17 protein-coding genes are annotated in these 19,218 nt (G+C 64.5%); 2 read left to right on the top strand and 15 right to left on the bottom strand.

Annotated elements, in window-relative coordinates:
* Positions 1 to 148: 148 nt before the first annotated feature.
* Genes B4I46_RS22150 through B4I46_RS22140 form a run of 3 tightly spaced genes read right to left on the bottom strand, consistent with a single transcriptional unit; the run spans position 149 to position 2,490 of the window.
* Positions 149 to 514 (bottom strand): hypothetical protein, encoded by a 366-nt coding sequence (locus B4I46_RS22150; protein ID WP_043862436.1) that lies wholly within the window; start codon positions 512 to 514, stop codon positions 149 to 151.
* Between the two features lie 2 nt (positions 515 to 516).
* The gene (locus tag B4I46_RS22145; RefSeq protein ID WP_043862523.1) at positions 517 to 945 is read right to left on the bottom strand and encodes a DNA polymerase III subunit chi; all 429 of its coding nucleotides are present in this window, start codon (positions 943 to 945) and stop codon (positions 517 to 519) included.
* A gap of 51 nt (positions 946 to 996) precedes the next feature.
* Positions 997 to 2,490, bottom strand: coding sequence for a leucyl aminopeptidase (locus B4I46_RS22140; protein ID WP_054916377.1), 1,494 nt, complete (start codon positions 2,488 to 2,490; stop codon positions 997 to 999).
* 287 nt (positions 2,491 to 2,777) lie between these two features.
* Between B4I46_RS22140 and lptF the strand changes: the two genes are divergently transcribed.
* Together lptF and lptG are read left to right on the top strand one after the other, a co-directional pair.
* On the top strand, positions 2,778 to 3,893 hold the full coding sequence (gene lptF / locus B4I46_RS22135) for an LPS export ABC transporter permease LptF (RefSeq protein ID WP_043862434.1): 1,116 nt from the start codon (positions 2,778 to 2,780) through the stop codon (positions 3,891 to 3,893).
* On the top strand, positions 3,886 to 4,947 hold the full coding sequence (gene lptG / locus B4I46_RS22130) for an LPS export ABC transporter permease LptG (RefSeq protein WP_043862433.1): 1,062 nt from the start codon (positions 3,886 to 3,888) through the stop codon (positions 4,945 to 4,947). The genes lptF and lptG overlap by 8 nt, the downstream gene beginning before the upstream one ends.
* An 83-nt stretch (positions 4,948 to 5,030) precedes the next feature.
* On the opposite strand, the gene B4I46_RS22125 is transcribed toward lptG, so the two are convergent.
* From B4I46_RS22125 to arcD, 12 genes are all read right to left on the bottom strand, one after another.
* On the bottom strand, positions 5,031 to 5,519 hold the full coding sequence (locus tag B4I46_RS22125; RefSeq protein ID WP_043862432.1) for an RDD family protein: 489 nt from the start codon (positions 5,517 to 5,519) through the stop codon (positions 5,031 to 5,033).
* Between the two features lie 97 nt (positions 5,520 to 5,616).
* Positions 5,617 to 5,829 (bottom strand): cold-shock protein, encoded by a 213-nt coding sequence (locus tag B4I46_RS22120; RefSeq protein ID WP_003175786.1) that lies wholly within the window; start codon positions 5,827 to 5,829, stop codon positions 5,617 to 5,619.
* Between the two features lie 340 nt (positions 5,830 to 6,169).
* A complete protein-coding gene (gene gcvT, locus B4I46_RS22115; protein WP_123752935.1) occupies positions 6,170 to 7,294 on the bottom strand; it encodes a glycine cleavage system aminomethyltransferase GcvT in 1,125 nt (374 codons plus the stop codon).
* Between the two features lie 29 nt (positions 7,295 to 7,323).
* Entirely contained in the window at positions 7,324 to 8,700 is a 1,377-nt protein-coding gene (locus B4I46_RS22110; protein WP_078479978.1) for an L-serine ammonia-lyase, read from the bottom strand.
* A 100-nt stretch (positions 8,701 to 8,800) separates the two neighbouring features.
* Positions 8,801 to 11,656, bottom strand: a complete 2,856-nt coding sequence (gene gcvP, locus B4I46_RS22105; RefSeq protein WP_286901830.1) for an aminomethyl-transferring glycine dehydrogenase — start codon at positions 11,654 to 11,656, stop codon at positions 8,801 to 8,803.
* A 10-nt stretch (positions 11,657 to 11,666) separates the two neighbouring features.
* Entirely contained in the window at positions 11,667 to 12,050 is a 384-nt protein-coding gene (gene gcvH / locus B4I46_RS22100) for a glycine cleavage system protein GcvH (RefSeq protein ID WP_043862428.1), read from the bottom strand.
* Positions 12,051 to 12,304: 254 nt separating this feature from the next.
* On the bottom strand, positions 12,305 to 13,822 hold the full coding sequence (locus B4I46_RS22095) for a sigma-54-dependent transcriptional regulator (protein WP_229589551.1): 1,518 nt from the start codon (positions 13,820 to 13,822) through the stop codon (positions 12,305 to 12,307).
* Between the two features lie 139 nt (positions 13,823 to 13,961).
* A complete protein-coding gene (locus B4I46_RS22090) occupies positions 13,962 to 14,321 on the bottom strand; it encodes a DUF5064 family protein (RefSeq protein WP_043862426.1) in 360 nt (119 codons plus the stop codon).
* Positions 14,322 to 14,375: 54 nt separating this feature from the next.
* Positions 14,376 to 15,305 carry a carbamate kinase gene (gene arcC, locus B4I46_RS22085; protein ID WP_043862425.1) on the bottom strand — a complete coding sequence of 310 codons (930 nt, stop codon included), beginning with the start codon at positions 15,303 to 15,305 and terminating at the stop codon, positions 14,376 to 14,378.
* Between the two features lie 52 nt (positions 15,306 to 15,357).
* Positions 15,358 to 16,368, bottom strand: coding sequence for an ornithine carbamoyltransferase (locus B4I46_RS22080; protein WP_043862424.1), 1,011 nt, complete (start codon positions 16,366 to 16,368; stop codon positions 15,358 to 15,360).
* Between the two features lie 82 nt (positions 16,369 to 16,450).
* Positions 16,451 to 17,707, bottom strand: coding sequence for an arginine deiminase (arcA, locus tag B4I46_RS22075; protein WP_043862423.1), 1,257 nt, complete (start codon positions 17,705 to 17,707; stop codon positions 16,451 to 16,453).
* Between the two features lie 33 nt (positions 17,708 to 17,740).
* Positions 17,741 to 19,168 carry an arginine-ornithine antiporter gene (arcD, locus tag B4I46_RS22070; RefSeq protein WP_054915088.1) on the bottom strand — a complete coding sequence of 476 codons (1,428 nt, stop codon included), beginning with the start codon at positions 19,166 to 19,168 and terminating at the stop codon, positions 17,741 to 17,743.
* Positions 19,169 to 19,218: the final 50 nt, after the last annotated feature.

The following is a 19,218-nucleotide window of genomic DNA, read 5'->3' as shown; positions in this document are numbered from 1 at the left end:
TTATTCAGGAAAGCCGAGAAGTATAGCGGGGATAAGGGCCGGGGCGTAGCGTGAGGTGCGGGAGTGGGGCAAAAAACTGTGGGGAATTCTTCACGTAGGAGCCGGCCTTGCCGGCGAAGCGAGCCAAAGGCTCGCCCCCCGTTTTTGATTACGAGCGTGAGTTCAACAACCGCTCCAGGCGGGCATCCAGGCGCCGCTTGATCTCGTTCTCGATATGCGGGGTAAAGTCCTTGATCACATCCTGCATGATCAACTGCGCCGCCGCGCGCAGTTCGCTGTCCAGGTGCAGCAGGGTGTCCTGGCGGCGCGCCTGCGGGTCGGGCTCGGCAGCCGGCTCGGCAGCCACCGGGGCCCGCGCTGCCGGTTCGGCCGGCTCGAGCAGCAACGGTATCTGCTCCTCGACGGTTTCGGTCAGCAGTGGCGGTTCCAGGGCATCGTCACCCAGCAACTGGCGAATCGACTCCAGATCGTCCAGCAAATGCGCAGGTTTTGGCATGGGGGCAGGTTTGTCCATCATCAGAGTCGCTGTAAACGGTGGTCTTGCAGAGCATAGCCCTGTTCACGGTAGAAACGGAAACTCTCCCGCGCCGCCGCACGAATGGCCGGCTCCTCCACCACGATCTCGGCAATGCGGGCAAAGCGTGCGGCAAAACCGGGTACCTTCAGGTCGAGATTGACCAGCAGGTCCTGATGATCGCCCGGGTCGTCACCGACCCCCAGCGCCACCGCGCCGTGCGGGTCGTCCTCGAGCGCGCTGTGGGGCACGAAGGCCTCGCCCTTGAACGCCCACAGCCGCGCATCCAGCTCGTCGCGCTGGGCCGCATCGCTGCAGTTGAGGTACACGCGGTGCCCAAGGCGCCAGGCCTTTTCGCACAGCTTGCAGGCGAAATCCAGCCGCGCGGCAGGCGCGGGGCTGGGCAGGATATAGAAGTCGACTTTGCTCATGGTGGGGTGGCCCACCGGCTACGCCTTGCAGTGCGGCCGGTGGACGGCGCCTCAGGCGTTGGCGCGGTCGAGCAGGTATTGGGTCAGCAGCGGTACCGGGCGGCCAGTGGCGCCCTTGTCCTTGCCGCCGCTGGTCCAGGCCGTGCCGGCGATGTCCAGGTGGGCCCAGTGGTAGGCCTTGGCAAAGCGCGACAGGAAGCAGCCGGCGGTAATGCTGCCCGCCTTCGGGCCGCCGATGTTGGCGATGTCGGCGAACGGGCTGTCGAGCTGCTCCTGGTACTCGTCGAACAGCGGCAGTTGCCAGGCGCGGTCGTCGGCACGCTTGCCGGCGTCCAGCAGTTGGCCGATCAGTTCGTCGTCGTTGCCCATCAGGCCCGAGGTATGGCTGCCCAGGGCGACGATGCAGGCGCCGGTCAGGGTGGCGATGTCGATCACTGCCTGCGGCTTGAAGCGCTCCACGTAGGTCAGTGCGTCGCACAGCACCAGGCGGCCTTCGGCGTCGGTGTTGAGGATTTCGACGGTCTGCCCGCTCATGGTGGTGACGATGTCGCCCGGACGGCTGGCGCCACCGCTGGGCATGTTCTCGGCACAGGCCAGTACACACACCAGGTTGATCGGCAGCTTGAGTTCGAGCACGGCACGCAGGGTGCCGAACACGCTGGCTGCACCGCCCATGTCGTACTTCATTTCATCCATGCCGGCACCGGGCTTGAGGCTGATGCCGCCGGTGTCGAAGGTGATGCCCTTGCCCACCAGTACGTAAGGCTTCTCGCTCTTCTTGGCGGCGCCCTGGTAGCTGAGCACGATCAGGCGTGGCGGCTGATCGCTGCCCTGGCCCACGGCGTAGAACGCGCCCATGCCCAGGTCCTTGATCTTCTTCTCGTCCAGCACCTCGACCTTGAGGCCCTTGAACTCCTTGCCCAGCGCCTTGGCCTGTTCGGCCAGGTAGCTTGGGTGGCAGATGTTCGGCGGCAGGTTGCCCAGGTCGCGGGTGAAGCCCATGCCGTTGGCGATCGCGGTGGCGTGCTTGACGGCGCGCTCCACCTCGGCCAGGCCGGCCTTGTCGCTGAGCAGGGTGATCTTCTTCAGGGCGATCGGCTCGGCCTTCTTGCTCTTGTAATGATCGAATACATATTGACCATCGAGCAGGCTCTCGGCCAGCAGGCGTACCTTGCCGTAGTTGGCATCGCGGCCGGTCACGGCAACGTCGTCCAGTGCCAGCACCGCATCGCTGCCAGCCAGGCCCTTGAGCACGTTGAGCACGCTGCCCGCCAGCTTGCGCCAGGCGCGGTCGGCAAGGGCGTCCTTGCCGGTCCCCACCAGCAATACGCGCTCGGCCTTGACCCCGGCCAGGCCTTGCAGCAGCAGGGTCTGGCCGACCTTGCCGGCCAGGTCGCCGCGCTTGAGCACTGCGCTCAGGGCGCCGTTGCTGGCGTCGTCCACGGCCTTGGCGGTAGCGCCCAGTGTGCGGCCTTCACCCACGCTCAGTACCAGGGTGGCGGTTTTCAAGGATGCTGCGGCTACGCTTTTTACAACCAATTCCATGTCAGGGTCCCCGAATGAACTGTCAGTGCGCGCTGGCGGTGCAGGCGCTCGAAGCGGCCTGGCGCGCCGTGGCGGGCCAGTCAGAAAGCGCCCAGTTTGAGCCTGCGGCGGGCGCGCTGACAACCCCGAGATGAAGCTTTGCACGGCGCCAAGTGACAGGCACGGCCATTCACAGGATAATGCGCGCACTTTTGTCCGGGTTCGCCTTTGGCGGGCGGGCGACTATCTTGGTTGCAACGTTTTCCCTTGTTCGGCTGTCCGAGCCTGACAACCCAGGAGTGTCTGGTTTGATCGTCTTCCGTTATCTGTCCCGCGAGGTCCTGGTGACCTTGAGTGCCGTCAGCGCTGTGCTGCTGGTCATCATCATGAGCGGGCGCTTCATCAAATACCTGGCCCAGGCGGCCCAGGGCATGCTCGATCCGGGCGTACTGTTCCTGATCATGGGCTACCGCCTGCCGGGCTTTCTGCAACTGATCCTGCCGCTGGGCCTGTTTCTGGGCATCCTGCTGGCCTACGGCCGGCTGTACCTGGAAAGCGAGATGACCGTGCTCTCGGCAACCGGCATGAGCCAGCAGCGCCTGCTGGGCATGACCCTGATGCCGGCGGCACTGATCGCGGTGCTGGTGGCCTGGCTGAGCCTGAGCCTGGCGCCCCAGGGCGTGACCCAGGTATCGCAGATCATCAACCAGCAGGATGCGCTGACCGAGTTCGACACCCTGGTGCCGGGCCGCTTCCAGAACCTGCGCGACGGTTCGCGGGTCACCTACACCGAGCAGCTGTCGGATGACCGTTCAAAGCTGGCTGGCGTGTTCATTTCCGAGAAGCGCCTGTCCCAGGACAAGAGCAAGGACCGTGGCATCTCCGTGCTGGTGGCCGAAAAGGGCCGTCAGGAAGTGCAGGCCGACGGCAACCGCTACCTGATCCTTGAAAACGGCTACCGCTACGACGGCAACCCGGGCCAGGCCGATTACCGCGCCATCAAGTACGACACCTACGGTGTGCTGCTGCCCAAGCCGGAGGTCAGCCAGGAAGTCACCGAGCGCGAGGCCATTCCGACGTCCGAACTGATCGGCAGTACCGGGCTGCGCGAGCGTGCCGAACTGCAGTGGCGCCTGTCGCTGCCGCTGCTGGTGTTCATCGTGACCCTGATGGCGGTGCCGCTGTCGCGGGTCAACCCGCGCCAGGGCCGTTTCCTCAAGCTGCTGCCGGCGATCCTTCTGTATATGGCTTACCTGACGATTCTGATTGCCGCCCGCGGCGCCCTGGAGAAAGGCAAGTTGCCGATCGGCCTGGGCCTGTGGCCGGTGCATGGGCTGTTCCTGCTGATCGGCCTGGGCCTGATGTTCTGGGAACCGCTGCGCCTCAAGCGCGCCAGCCGTCGTGCGGAGGTGGCCCGTGGCTAAACTCGATCGCTACATCGGCCAGAGCGTGTTCATGGCCATCCTCGCCGTGCTGGGGATCATCCTCGGCCTGGCGTCGCTGTTCGCCTTCATCGACGAGATGGGCGACATCAGCGATACCTACACCTTGTGGGACGCGGGCAACTACGTGCTGCTGACCGCGCCACGGCGCCTGTACGACATGCTGCCGATGGCCGCGCTGATCGGCTGCCTGATCGGCCTGGGCAGCCTGGCCAGCAGCAGCGAACTGACCATCATGCGCGCTGCCGGCGTGTCCATCGGGCGCATCGTGTGGGCGGTCATGAAGCCGATGCTGGTACTGATGCTGATCGGCGTGCTGATGGGCGAGTACCTGGCACCCGTGACCGAGAACAAGGCCCAGGCCGACCGTTCGCTGGCGCAGGGTGGCGGTGAGGCGCAAAGCTCCAAGCGCGGCCTGTGGCACCGTCAGGGCGAAGAGTTCGTGCACATCAACACCGTGCAGCCCAATGGGCTGTTGCTGGGCGTGACGCGTTATCGCTTCGACAACGAGCGTCACATGCAGACCTCCAGCTTTGCGCGCAGGGCGCAATACACCCAGGGCCACTGGGAACTGACCGACGTGACCACCACGCACTTCCGTGGGGACCACACCGAAGTCATCCACAATGCCGAGGAGCGCTGGGACGTCGCGCTGACCCCCGAGCTGCTCAGCACCGTGGTACTGGCGCCCGAGTCGCTGTCGATCAGCGGGCTGTGGGACTACATTCATTACCTCTCCGACCAGGGCCTGAACAACGCGCGCTACTGGCTGGCGTTCTGGACCAAGGTGCTGCAACCGGTGGTCACGGCGGCGCTGGTACTGATGGCGGTGTCGTTCATCTTCGGCCCGCTGCGTTCGGTGACGCTGGGCCAGCGGGTGTTCACCGGGGTGCTGGTGGGCTTCGTGTTCCGCATCGCCCAGGACCTGCTGGGCCCTTCGAGCCAGGTGTTCGGCTTCCCGCCGCTGCTGGCGGTGGTGATCCCGGCGGCAATCTGTGCGCTGGCGGGGGTGTGGTTGCTACGCAGGGCGGGGTAGCGATTACCCTGGCCAACAAAAAGCCGACCTCAGGGTCGGCTTTTTCATTGGTTGCCTATGCCGGCGAACGGTGCGCTGCGGTTCTACTTCTTGCGCTTGGGAATCCGCACCAGCTGGGTTTCCGAGTACATGTCATGCCAGGCGCGTTTTTTCTTGTCCACCAGCGACCACAGAAACCCCAGGCCCAGGCACAGCCACGACGCAATCGACACCACAAAGCGCAGCAGTGCCTGCCACAGGCTGATGGCACTGCCGTCGGCATTCTGCACGCGGATGCCCCATACCTGCATGCCAAGGGTCTGGCCGCCGTGGGTCCAGAACTTGGCGAAGAAGCCGAACAGCATGAACAGCAGAACGGTCGACAGCAATGGATCGCCATCCAGCGCCCCCGCCTCGGTCAGGGCGCGCATGCGCGTCTCGCCGATGATCGCCATCTGCACCATCTTGTACACCAGCGTGGTCACCATCAGCAGGGCGGTGCACAACAGGAAGTCATAGAACATCGCGGCCAGGCGACGGCCCAGGCCGACCACGGGGAACTCGCCCTGTGGTTGAAGAAGTTGCTTGGGCATGCGCTCAGGCTCCGGGTGACAAAGCGCCCATTCTACGGAATTGCGCGCACAAAAAAGCCCCTGCTGTTGCCAGCAGGGGCTCTTTCGTTGATGAAGATCAGGCTTCGGCTTGAACTTCGTCGGCTTGCATGCCTTTTTGGCCCTGCACAGCAACGAAGGTCACTTTCTGGCCTTCTTTCAGGCTCTTGAAGCCGTTGCCCTGAATAGCGCGGAAGTGTACGAACAGATCCGGACCGCTTTCTGGAGTGATGAAACCAAAACCTTTCTCGTCGTTAAACCACTTGACGGTACCGCTCTGACGTTGGGACATTGTCTTATTTCCTTTGAAACTTAGAATTAGTAACAGTTTCTTTCATTGAAAGAGTACTGGGCTGGGTTGCAGGAAAGTAAGAGACGTCGAACGGGTTGTAGCAAAACTCGGCGCTACTGCCCAGGTCACGAACCATAGCGACCCATGCAAACACAGTGCAGTGAATCTACACTCATTTCGATTGCAAAAACAAGTCCCGCAGAGCGCCGCACCACGGGGCCTGGCGGGAAATTTCCGGGGCTGTTTGCGGGCCGCTGTCGGGCGTGTTCGAAAGTTGTAAAACGCGTTCGAAAACGAATATCCCGAACGCGCCATGACACCTTGTTTCAATTGCGCTGTTTCAGCCGCGATAGTAGCGCTGGGCAACGAACGGCATCTTGCTGACCTTCATCGCCACCCGTTTGCCGCGCACGATGGCCCACAGCGGTGTATCGAGCGCTGCATGGGCCTGGTCCACATATCCCATCGCCACTGGCGCGCCCAGCGTGGGCCCGAAGCCTCCGCTGCAGATGCTGCCGACCACCGTGCCGGCCTCATCCACGATCTCGGCCCCTTCGCGCACCGGGGTGCGCTCCTGCGGCAGCAGGCCGACGCGCTTGCGCGCCACGCCGCTGTGCTGCTGGGCGAAGATCGCAGCAGCGCCGGGGAAGCCTCCCGCCCGCGAGCCATCGGCGCGGCGTACCTTGGAGATGGCCCACAGCAGGCTCGCCTCGATCGGCGTGGTGTCGGCATTCATGTCATGCCCGTACAGGCACAGGCCGGCTTCCAGGCGCAGCGAGTCGCGCGCGCCCAGGCCGATGGCGGCCACTTCCGGCTCGGCCAGCAGGTGACGGGCCAGGGCCTCGGCGCTGGCGCTGGGCACACTGATCTCGAAGCCGTCTTCACCGGTGTAGCCCGAACGGCTCACGTAGCAGTCCACGCCCAGCAACACCACGGGCTTGAACTGCATGAAGGTCATGTCCGCCACCTCGGGGGTCAGGCGCTGCAGCACCTTGACCGCCGCCGGGCCCTGCAGGGCCAGCAGGGCACGCTCTTCGAACAGCGGCTGCACCTGGCACAGCGTGCCGATGTGCTGGCGCAGGTGGGCCAGGTCCTGGTCCTTGCAGGCGGCGTTGACCACCAGGAACAGTTCGTCGTTGCCCAGGTTGGCCACCATCAGGTCGTCGAGGATGCCGCCCTGTTCGTTGGTGAACATCGCGTAACGTTGCATGCCCACCGGCAAATCGATGATGTCGACCGGCACCAGGGTTTCCAGGGCCTTGGCGGCATCGGCGCCCACCAGGCGGATCTGGCCCATGTGCGACACGTCGAACAGGCCGGCCTGTTCGCGGGTGTGCAGGTGCTCCTTGAGCACCCCCAGCGGGTACTGCACGGGCATGTCGTAGCCGGCGAACGGCACCATGCGCGCGCCCAGTTCCAGATGCAGGGCATGAAGCGGTGTTTGCAGCAGTGTGTCGGTGGACATTGATGACTCCTTCTAGAGGCTTGAGGTTGTCAGCACTCGATGATGTTGACGGCCAGACCGCCGCGGGCGGTCTCCTTGTATTTGCTTTTCATGTCGGCGCCGGTCTGGCGCATGGTGCGGATCACCTTGTCGAGCGAGACGAAGTGCTGCCCGTCGCCGCGCAAGGCCATGCGCACCGCGTTGATCGCCTTGACCGAGCCCATGGCATTGCGTTCGATGCAGGGCACCTGGACCAGCCCGCCAATCGGGTCGCAGGTCAGGCCCAGGTTGTGTTCCATGCCGATTTCGGCGGCGTTCTCGACCTGTTGCACGCTGCCGCCCAGCACCTCGCACAGGGCCCCGGCTGCCATCGAACAGGCCACCCCGACCTCACCCTGGCAGCCCACTTCGGCCCCCGAGATCGAGGCGTTTTCCTTATACAGGATGCCGATGGCAGCGGCGGTGAGCAGAAAGCGCACCACGCCGTCTTCGCTGGCACCCCCGATGAAGCGCATGTAGTAGTGCAGCACCGCCGGCACGATGCCGGCAGCGCCATTGGTGGGTGCGGTGACCACTCGACCGCCGGAGGCGTTTTCTTCGTTGACCGCCAGGGCATAGAGGTTGACCCAGTCGAGTACCGACAGCGCATCGCGCAGGCTCGCCTCGGGGTTGGCGCACAGCTGGCGGTGCAGGGCCGCAGCGCGGCGCTTGACCTTGAGCCCGCCGGGCAGAATACCCTCGTTGCGACAGCCGGCAGCCACGCAGTCCTGCATCACTTGCCAGATGTGCAGCAGGCCGCTGCGGGTCTCGGCCTCGGGGCGCCAGGCCGATTCGTTGGCCAGCATCACCTGGCTGATGCTCAGGTGATGCGTGGTGCAGTGGCCAAGCAGTTCCCGGGCCGTCTTGAACGGGTAGGGCAGTGTGGTGCTGTCCTCGACGATACGGTCGGCCCCGGCGGCGCCTTCGTCGACCACGAAACCGCCGCCCACCGAGTAGTACTCGCGGCTGCGTACCTGCAGGCCGGCGGCGTCGAAGGCACGAAAGATCATGCCGTTGGGGTGAAAGGCCAGCGGCTTGCGGATCATCGCCAGGTGCTGTTTTTCGTTGAACTCGATGGCGTGCTCGCCCAGCAGGTAGAGCTGCCCGCTGCTGCGGATCGCCTGCAGGCGCGCTGCGATGGTGTCGGTGTCGACGCTGTCGGGGTGTTCGCCCTCAAGCCCCAGCAGCACCGCCTTGTCGCTGCCGTGGCCCTTGCCGGTGGCGCCGAGCGAGCCGTACAGCTCGACCTTGACGCTGGCGGTACTGGCCAGCAGGTCGTCGCGGCGCAGGCCCTCGGCAAAACGCGCGGCTGCGCGCATCGGCCCGACGGTATGGGAGCTGGAGGGGCCGATGCCGATCTTGAACAGGTCGAAGACGCTGAGTGACATGGTCGTACCCTCGTGCAGGTTGAAAAGCTTCGCCGGCAAGGCCGGCCCCTACAGATGCGCGCGGGCTCTGCAGGAGCCGGCCTTGCCGGCGAAGAGGCCCTCAGGCGTCCTGATAGCTTTCGATCGACGGGCAGGCGCAGATCAGGTTGCGGTCGCCGAACACGTTGTCGACACGCCCCACGGGTGGCCAGTACTTGGCCTCCACCAGCGATGGCAGCGGGTACACCGCCTGCTGGCGGCTATAGCCGTGGGGCCATTCGCCGGCCAGCTCGGCCGCGGTGTGCGGGGCGTTCTTCAGCGGGTTGTCGTCCTTGTCCAGGCTGCCGTTCTCCACTGCGCGAATCTCTTCGCGAATACAGATCATGGCGTTGCAGAAGCGGTCCAGTTCCTCCTTGGCCTCGCTCTCGGTCGGCTCGATCATCAACGTGCCGGCCACCGGGAACGACATGGTCGGGGCATGGAAGCCGAAGTCGATCAGGCGCTTGGCCACGTCGTCGACGCTGATGCCGCTGCTGTCCTTGAGCGGGCGCAGGTCCAGGATGCACTCGTGCGCCACCAGGCCATTGCCGCCGGTGTACAACACAGGATAGTGCTCTTCCAGGCGGCGGGCGATGTAGTTGGCATTCAGGATCGCCATCTGCGACGCACGCTTGAGCCCGGCGCCGCCCATCATGCGGATGTACATCCAGGTGATCGGCAGGATGCTGGCACTGCCGAACGGCGCTGCGCATACCGCGCCCTGGGGGTTGTGCAGGTGCGCATGGCCCGGCAGGAACGGCGCCAGGTGCGCCTTGACGCCGATCGGGCCGACGCCCGGGCCGCCACCGCCGTGGGGGATGCAGAAGGTCTTGTGCAGGTTCAGGTGGGACACGTCGCCGCCGAACTTGCCCGGGGCGCACAGGCCGACCATCGCGTTCATGTTGGCGCCGTCGATGTACACCTGGCCGCCGTTGTCGTGGATGATCGCGCAGATCTCGCCGATGGCCTCCTCGAACACACCGTGGGTGGACGGGTAGGTGATCATCAGCGCGGCCAACTGGTCGCGGTGCTCGATGGCCTTGGCGCGCAGGTCGTCGATGTCGACGTTGCCACGGGCATCGCACGCAGTGACCACCACGCGCATGCCGGCCATGTGTGCGGTGGCCGGGTTGGTGCCGTGGGCCGACGAGGGAATCAGGCAGATATCGCGGCGGGCATCGCCCCGGCTCTGGTGGTAGGCGCGGATCGCCAGCAGGCCGGCGTACTCGCCCTGCGAACCGGCGTTGGGCTGCAACGACACGGCGTCATAGCCAGTGGCGGCGCACAGCATGGCCTCCAGCTCGTCGGTCAGTTGCTGGTAGCCCTGGCTCTGCTCGGCGGGGGCAAAGGGGTGCAGGTTGCCGAACTCGGCCCAGGTCACCGGGATCATTTCGCTGGCGGCGTTGAGCTTCATGGTGCACGAGCCCAGCGGGATCATGGTGCGGTCCAGCGCCAGGTCCTTGTCGGCCAGCTTGCGCAGGTAGCGCATCAGTTCGGTTTCGCTGTGGTAGCGGTTGAACACCGGGTGTTCGAGGATGGCCGACTGGCGCAGCAGGGCGGCCGGCAGTCGTGCTGGCGTGGCAGCGGCCAGCGCGGCGAAGTCCGGTACGGCCTGGCCATTGGCGAACAACTGCCACAGGGCCTCGACATCGGCCTGGGTGCTGGTTTCATCCAGCGACAGGCCCAGGTGGTCGGCATCGATCTGGCGCAGGTTGAGCTGGCGGGCGCGCGCCTGTTCATGCAGCGCGGCAGTCGCGCCGCCGGTGGCCAGGGTCAGGGTGTCGAAGAACGCGGCGTTCTGCACGTTCACGCCCAGTGCCTTGAGGCCGCTGGCCAGGATCGCGGTCAGCTGGTGAGTGCGCTGGGCGATCTGCTTGAGGCCCTGCGGGCCGTGGTACACGGCGTACATGCTGGCGATGTTGGCCAGCAGTACCTGGGCGGTGCAGATGTTGCTGGTGGCCTTCTCGCGGCGGATGTGCTGCTCGCGGGTCTGCATGGCCAGGCGCAGGGCGGTCTTGCCGAAGCGGTCGATGGACACGCCGACCAGGCGCCCTGGCATGTCGCGCTTGAACGCATCGCGGGTGGAGAAGTACGCCGCATGCGGGCCGCCGAAGCCCAGCGGCACGCCGAAGCGCTGGGCGCTGCCGATGGCCACGTCGGCGCCGAATTCGCCCGGCGGGGTCAGCAGGGTCAGCGCCAGCAGGTCGGCGGCTACCGCCACCAGCGCGTTGGCGGCGTGCAGGCGCTCCACCAGTTCGCGGTAGTCGAACACCTCGCCGTTGCTGGCCGGGTACTGCAGCAGGGCGCCGAAGAAGGCGCTCACGTCGCCCAGCTCGCGCTCGTCGCCCACCACCACCTCGATGCCCAGCGGCTCGGCACGGGTGCGCAGCACGTCGAGGGTCTGCGGGTGGCAATGCACCGAGGCGAAGAAGGCGTGGCTGCCCTTGTTCTTGCTCAGGCGCTTGCAGAACGTCATGGCTTCGGCGGCGGCCGTGGCTTCGTCGAGCAGGGAGGCGTTGGCGATCGGCAAGCCGGTGAGGTCGCTGATCAGGGTCTGGAAGTTCAGCAGCGCTTCCAGGCGGCCCTGGGAAATCTCGGGCTGATAGGGGGTATAGGCGGTGTACCAGGCCGGGTTTTCCAGCAGGTTGCGCAGGATCGGTGCCGGGGTGTGGGTGTTGTAGTAGCCCTGGCCGATGAAGCTCTTGAACAGCTGGTTCTTGCCGGCGATGGCCTTGAGCGAGGCCAGGGCATCGGCTTCGCTCTGCCCGTCACCGAGCTCGAGCACGCTGGTGCCCTTGATGCTGTCGGGGATCACGGCGGCGCTCATGGCCTCCAGCGAGTCGAAGCCCAGGGTGGCGAGCATGGCCTGCTCGTCGGTGTCGCGCGGGCCGATATGACGGGCGATGAACTGATTGGCGGTGCCGAGGTTGATGGTCATGGTGATTTCCTCAGGCGTCGGCGTTGGCTTTGATCAGACGGTCGTAGGCGTCCTGGTCGAGCAGTTGCGCGACGGCGCCGGCATCGGCCGGGATGAAGCGGAAGAACCAGCCTTCGCCCAGCGGGTCTTCGTTGACCAGCTCGGGGCTGTCCTGCAGCTGTTCGTTGACTGCCACCACTTCACCGGTCAGCGGCATGTACACGCCGCTGGCGGCTTTGACCGATTCGACGGTGGAGGCTTCGGCCCCGGCTTCGTAGGTTTGCAGTTCCGGCAGTTGCACATAGACCACGTCACCCAGTGCGTTCTGGGCAAAGGCGGTGATCCCGACCGTGACGCTGCCGTCGGCTTCGGCGCGCAGCCATTCGTGATCTTCGGTAAAACGCAACTCGCTCATGGGAACTCCTCAGGGGTGCGGTAGGGCTCACCATCAGGCCAGCCCGGAACTGACATCTCCTTAGCAAGTTCGTGGCCATTTATAAAAAATGCTTACAAATCAATTGGTTATGTATTTGCCAGCGGTGCTCGTTATCCAGGTCGTAGCGAAATCGCTACACCTGTCGAGTATTGAAAAAGCGCAGAGGGATCAAAACCTTGCATTACAGTGGCAAACGGGCGATGTAGCGAAATCGATACGGTGTATCGAATTCGCTACGGAAGGGTTTCCTTTCCGGGAATGCCATACTTGCGCAGCCGATGCGCGATAGCCGTGTGCGAAGTCTGCAAGCGACTGGCCAACTGGCGGGTGGAGGGGTAGGTGGCGTAGAGCTTTTCCAGCAGGCCACGCTCGAAGTTCTCCACGGCCTGCTCCAGGCTGGCCACTTCACCATCGCTTTGGCGCGCCACCGAGGTGCCGGCAATGTCCAGGTCACCAATATCCACCAGGCTGCTCTCGCAGATGGCCGCAGCGCGAAAGATCACGTTCTGCAACTGGCGCACGTTGCCCGGCCAGCGGTTGCCCAGCAACGCCGGGTAGGTGCCCGGCGCCAGCCGGCACAGCGGACGCTGGATCTGCGTGCAGGCCTGGCGCATGAAGGCACGCGCCAGCATCAGGATGTCCTGGCCACGCTCGCGCAGCGGCGGCACTTCCAGATTGAGCACGTTCAGGCGGTAGAACAGGTCTTCGCGAAAACTGCCTTCGGCAACCATCTTTTCCAGGTCGCGGTGGGTGGCGCTGAGGATGCGCACGTTGACCTTGACCTCGCGATCACCGCCCACGCGGCGAAAGCTGCCATCGCTCAGAAACCGCAGCAGCTTGGCCTGAAGGTAAGGCGACATCTCGCCGATTTCATCGAGAAACACCGTGCCCTGGTTGGCCAGCTCCATCAGCCCCGGCTTGCCGCCGCGTTGCGCGCCGGTGAAGGCACCGGGGGCGTAGCCGAACAGCTCGCTCTCGGCCAGGTTCTCCGGCAGCGCCGCACAGTTCAGTGCCAGGAAGGGTGCGCTGTGGCGGCTGCTGATGGCGTGGCAGGCACGGGCTACAAGTTCCTTGCCGGTGCCGGTCTCGCCGTGGATCAGCAGCGGCGCATCCAGCGCCGCCACACGCAGGGCGCGGGCCTTGAGGGTACGGATGGGCGGCGAGTCGCCGAGCAGCGCGTCGAAGCCTTCGGCATGGTCGTGGTGCAGGGCCGACAGGCGTTCGCCGATGCGGTTGGCCTGGTACAGCGTCAGCAGGGCGCCGGCGTTGGTGATCGGGGTGGCGTCGAGCAGCAGGGTCTGGCCGTTGAGGGTGACTTCGCGCAGGGGCAGGTGGAAACCCTGTTCGATCAGCGCATCGAGCAGTTGCGGGTCGCCGAACAGCTCACCCACCGAGCGGCCCTCCGGGTCCTGGCCGCACAGGGCGATCAATGCGGGGTTGGCCAGCAGCACATGGCCGGCGCTGTCCAGGGCCAGGACCGGGTCGCTCATGGCGGCGAGCAGGGCATCGAGCTGCAGGTGGCGGCGCTGGCCGGGGAGGATGTCGACCACTTTCACGCTTTGCACGCCGTGCACGTTGAACAGCGCGTCATGCAGCTCTTCGAGCACGTCGGGGCTCAGGGTCGGGGCGTCGATGTAGACATTGGGCGGCACCATCTCCACGGCGTCCAGGTTGAGGTGGCGGGCACCGAGCAGGGCCAGCACTTCCTGGGTGATGCCGACGCGGTCGATGAAGCTGACGTGGATACGCATGGGGGGATGTTCTGGCTTGCCGGGATGGCAAGTATGCCTTGGCGGGCGTGGTGCGGTCGAATCGCGGGTCAAGCCCGCTCCCACAGGCGCAGGTGATTTTTGTGGGAGCGGGCTTGACCCGCGATGAGGTCGTGGTGAGCTAGCCTAGGTGCTCGGGCTTGACCGGGTCGCCCGATTTCACATCGAGCTGTGCGCGCACATCCTCGAACATCATGTCGTAGATCTTGTGCAGCGAGCTGATGCTGGCGGTTTTGGGCATGCCGTACTTCTGCGCGATGATCGAGGCCTGCCGCGCGAAGTCGAAGGCCTGGTCCTTGGGCATGAAGAAGGTTTCGTCCATCGGCTTGTCCTCGATGGTGCCATGCATGCGAAAACTCATGCCTTTGCCTTCCTTGGGATCCTGCTCAACCTTGTAGTCGATGCACAGGTTGTAGCTGTAATCGGCCTTGTTCAGCGCATGGCGCTCGATGTGCAGATGACCGGGTTCGAATATGGCCATGGCGGCTCCTCTGGAAGGTTGAAACGGGCGGACCTGCAGATCCGCCCAACTGCATCAACGGTAGTCGATACCCGGCTTGGACGTACTCACCCGAGTGCCGGCAGTGCCCTTGACGATGTCTTCGATATCGGCCAGCGAGCCGATAACCGCTACTTTGCCGGTGTGCCGGGCAAAGTCGCAAGCGGCCTGCACCTTCGGCCCCATGGAGCCTGCGGCAAAGCCCAGGCGCTCCAGTTCGTCCGGGTGGGCCTGAGCGATGGCTTTCTGGGTCGGCTTGTTGAAGTCGACATACGCCGCGTTCACGTCCGTGGCAATCACCAGCAGGTCGGCGTCCAGCTGTTCGGCCAGCAGCGACGAGCACAGGTCCTTGTCGATCACCGCCTCGATGCCCTGCAGCTTGCCGTTCTCACCATACATGGTGGGGATGCCGCCACCCCCGGCACAGATCACGATACTGCTCTTTTCCAGCAGCCACTTGATCGGGCGGATCTCGAAGATGCGCTTGGGTTTGGGGCTGGCCACCACGCGGCGGAACTTGTCGCCGTCGGCCTTGACCACCCAGCCTTTTTCCTTGGCCAGGCGCTCGGCTTCTTCCTTGCCGTAGACCGGGCCGATGAACTTGGTCGGGTCCTTGAAGGCAGGGTCGTTGGCGTCCACTTCCACCTGGGTCAGCAGGGTGGCGAAGGGCACCTCGAAATCCAGCAGGTTGCCCAGCTCCTGTTCGATGATGTAGCCGATCATGCCTTCGGTTTCGGCACCGAGCACGTCCAGCGGGTAGGCTTCGTCGGGTTTGTAGGATTGCGCCTGCAGCGACAGCAGGCCGACCTGCGGGCCGTTGCCGTGGGCGATGACCAGTTCGTTGCCGGGGTGGATCTTGGCGATCTGTTCGGCGGCGATACGGATGTTGGCGCGCTGATTGTCGGCGGTCAGGGGCTCGCCGCGGCGCAGCAGGGCGTTGCCGCCCAATGCAACAACGATACGCATGATGATGTCCTTTCTAGGGTGCAGGAGCCGGCAGCGCCGGCTCCCGGCGGGGTTACAGGTCGGCCAGGGTCGACACCAGGATCGCCTTGATCGTGTGCATGCGGTTTTCCGCCTGCTCGAAGGCGATGCAGGCCGGCGACTCGAACACGTCATCGGTCACTTCGATGCCGTTGGCCAGGTGCGGGTACTGCTCGGCGATCTGCTTGCCGACCTTGGTGTCGGAGTTGTGGAACGCCGGCAGGCAGTGCATGAACTTGGTGCGTGGGTTGCCGGTGGCCTTCATCAGCTCGGCGTTGACCTGGTATGGCAGCAGTTGCTTGATGCGTTCGCCCCAGGCTTCGACCGGCTCGCCCATCGATACCCACACGTCGGTGTGGATGAAGTCCACGCCCTTGACCGCAGCTTTCGGGTCTTCGGTGAGGGTGATGCGGGCACCGCTTTCCTCTGCGTACTGTTTGCAGCGTGCCACCAGGTCGTCATGCGGCCACAGGGCCTTGGGCGCACAGATACGCACGTCCATGCCCAGCTTGGAGCCGACCAGCAGCAGCGAGTTGCCCATGTTGTTGCGCGCATCGCCCAGGTAGGCGTAGCTGATGTCGTGGATCGGCTTGTCGGCATGCTCGCGCATGGTCAGCACGTCGGCGATCATCTGGGTGGGGTGGTATTCGTCGGTGAGGCCGTTGAACACCGGTACGCCGGCGAACTTGGCCAGTTCCTCGACCACTTCCTGCTTGAAGCCACGGTACTCGATGGCATCGTACATGCGCCCGAGCACGCGGGCGGTGTCCTTCATGCTCTCCTTGTGGCCGATCTGCGAGGAGTTGGGGTCGATGTAGGTGACGTTGGCGCCCTGGTCATAGGCGGCCACTTCGAAGGCGCAACGGGTGCGGGTCGAGGTCTTCTCGAAAATCAGCGCAATGTTGTTGCCCTTGAGGTGCTGCTGCTCGGTGCCGGTGTACTTGGCACGCTTGAGGTCACGGGACAGGTCCAGCAGGTAGCGCAGCTCGCGCGGGGTGTGGTGTTCCAGGCTCAGCAGGCTGCGGTTGTGGATGTTGAACGCCATGATGTTGCTCCTGTTCTTTTAGAACGCAAAGGGCTGATCGGCCCGGCCGGCGCCTTGTGGGCGCGGCCGGACGATGGTCGTTTTAGTAGTCGATTGGGTCGCGCACGATCGGGCAGGTCATGCAGTGGCCGCCCCCACGTCCGCGGCCCAGTTCGCCGGCACTGATGGTGATGACCTCGACACCGGCCTTGCGCAGCAGGGTGTTGGTGTAGGTGTTGCGGTCGTAGCCGATGACCACGCCCGGCTCCACGGCCACCACGTTGTTGCCGTCGTCCCACTGCTCGCGTTCGGCGGCGAAGCTGTTGCCACCGGTTTCAACCACGCGCAGCTTGGGCAGCTTGAGGGCCTTGGCCACCACATCGAGGAAGCTGGCTTCTTCGCGGCGGATGTCGATGCCGCCCTGCTTGCTTTCGTCGGGTTGCAGGGTGAAGGCGACGATCTGGTTCACCACTTCGGGGAAGATCGTGACCAGGTCGCGGTCGCAGAAGCTGAACACGGTGTCCAGGTGCATCGCAGCGCGGGACTTCGGCAGCCCGGCCACGATCACGCGTTCCACGGCCTTGTTCTTGAACAGGTTCAGCGCCAGTTGGCCGATGGCCTGACGCGACGTGCGTTCGCCCATGCCGATCAGTACCACGCCGTTGCCGATAGGCATCACGTCGCCGCCTTCGAGGGTGGAGTTGCCGTGGTCCTTGTCCGGGTCGCCGTACCAGATCTCGAAATCGGCATTGGTGAACTGCGGGTGGAACTTGTAGATGGCGGTGGTCAGCAGGGTCTCCTGGCGACGCGCCGGCCAGTACATCGGGTTCAGCGTCACGCCGCCGTAGATCCAGCAGGTGGTGTCGCGGGTGAACTGGGTGTTGGGCAGCGGCGGCAGGATGAAGCTGGAGTGGCCCAGGAAGTCGCGGAACATCTGGATGGTCTTGCCACCGAAGCTGTCGGGCAGGTCATCGGCCGAGACGCCGCCGATCAGGTACTCGGCGATGTGTCGCGGCTCCAGGCTGCGCAGCCAGGATTTCACTTCGTTGATCAGGCCCAGGCCCACCGAGTCGGCGGTGACCTTGCGCTCCAGAATCCAGTCCAGTGCTTCGGGCATCGCGACGATGTCGGTCAGCAGGTTGTGCATTTCCAGCACTTCGATGCCGCGCTCGCGCATCTTGGTCACGAAGTCGAAGTGGTCGCGCTTGGCCTGGGCGACCCAGAGTACGTCGTCGAACAGCAGTTCGTCGCAGTTGTTCGGGGTCAGGCGCTGGTGAGCCAGGCCTGGGGAGCAAACCATCACTTTGCGCAGTTTGCCGGCTTCGGAATGTACGCCGTACTTAGCTTTTTCCGTGGACATGGTTCATTTCCTCCAAGTTGCGAATACGGGGGGTTACAGAGTCAGGAAGCCGTCGTACAGGCCATAGGCCGCCACCAGGGCGCCAATGACTACGGCGGCGAAGATCAGCTTCTCCACGTTGGTAAAGATCGGTTGGCCCACCTCGCGCTTGGCCTTGGCGAACAGCACCACGCCAGGGGCATACAGCAGGGCCGAGAGCAGCAGGTACTTGACGCCACCGGCGTACAGCAGCCAGATGGCATAGAGCAGTGCGATACCGCCGATGATCAGGTCTTTCTTGCGTTCGGCCAGGGCCTGTTCATAGGTTTCGCTGCGCAGTGCCAGCAGGAACGCATAGGCCGCCGACCACAGGTAGGGCACCAGGATCATCGAGGTGGCGAGGTAGATCAGCGACAGGTAGGTACTGGCCGAGAACAGCGTGATGACCAGGAAGATCTGCACCATGGCGTTGGTCAGCCACAGGGCGTTGGCCGGCACGTGGTTGGCGTTCTCGCGGCGCAGGAACTCCGGCATGGTGTGGTCCTTGGCTGCGGCGAACATGATCTCGGCGCACAGCAGTACCCACGACAGCAGGGCCCCCAGCAGCGAGACGATCAGGCCGACGCTGATCAGCACCGCGCCCCAGTGACCGACCACGTGCTCCAGCACTGCGGCCATCGACGGGTTCTGCAGCTTGGCCAGTTCCGGTTGGGTCATGATGCCCAGCGACAGCACGTTCACCAGTACCAGGAACAGCAGCACGGTGATGAAGCCGATCACGGTGGCCTTGCCCACGTCGGAGCGTTTTTCGGCGCGGGCCGAGAAGATGCTGGCGCCCTCGATGCCGATGAACACCCACACGGTGACCAGCATCATGTTGCGCACCTGGTTCATCACGCTGCCCAGATCCGGGTTCATCGTGCCCCAGATGTCGGCGGTGAAGATGTCCAGCTTGAACGCGAACAGGGCAATCAGGATGAACAGCGCCAGTGGCACGACCTTGGCCACGGTGGTGACCAGGTTGATGAACGCTGCTTCCTTGATGCCGCGCAGCACCAGAAAGTGCACTGCCCACAGCAGGATCGAGGCACCGATGATCGCCGCCGGGGTGTTGCCTTCGCCGAAGATCGGGAAGAAGTAGCCCAGGGTGCTGAACAGCAGTACGAAGTAGCCCACGTTGCCCAGCCAGGCACTGATCCAGTAGCCCCAGGCGGACGAAAAGCCCATGTAGTCGCCAAAACCGGCCTTGGCGTAGGCGTATACGCCACCGTCCAGGTCAGGTTTGCGATTGGCCAGGGTCTGGAACACGAAGGCCAGGGTCAGCATGCCGATGGCGGTGATGCCCCAGCCGATCAGCACGGCGCCGACATCGGCGCTGGCGGCCATGTTCTGCGGCAGCGAGAAGATGCCGCCGCCGATCATGGAACCCACTACAAGTGCGACTAACGCACCCAGTCGTAGTTTTCCGGGAGTGTCTGACATTGGATAACTCCATTCCAGGAGAAGAGAGATGCCAGAATAAATCCAGCAAG

It is taken from the genome of Pseudomonas sp. UBA7500 (assembly GCF_002478435.1).
In the GTDB taxonomy this organism is placed as follows: Bacteria; Pseudomonadota; Gammaproteobacteria; order Pseudomonadales; family Pseudomonadaceae; genus Aquipseudomonas; species Aquipseudomonas palmensis.
Note: the sequence above shows the minus strand (reverse complement) of the source record. Positions and strands in the feature narration are given on the sequence as shown.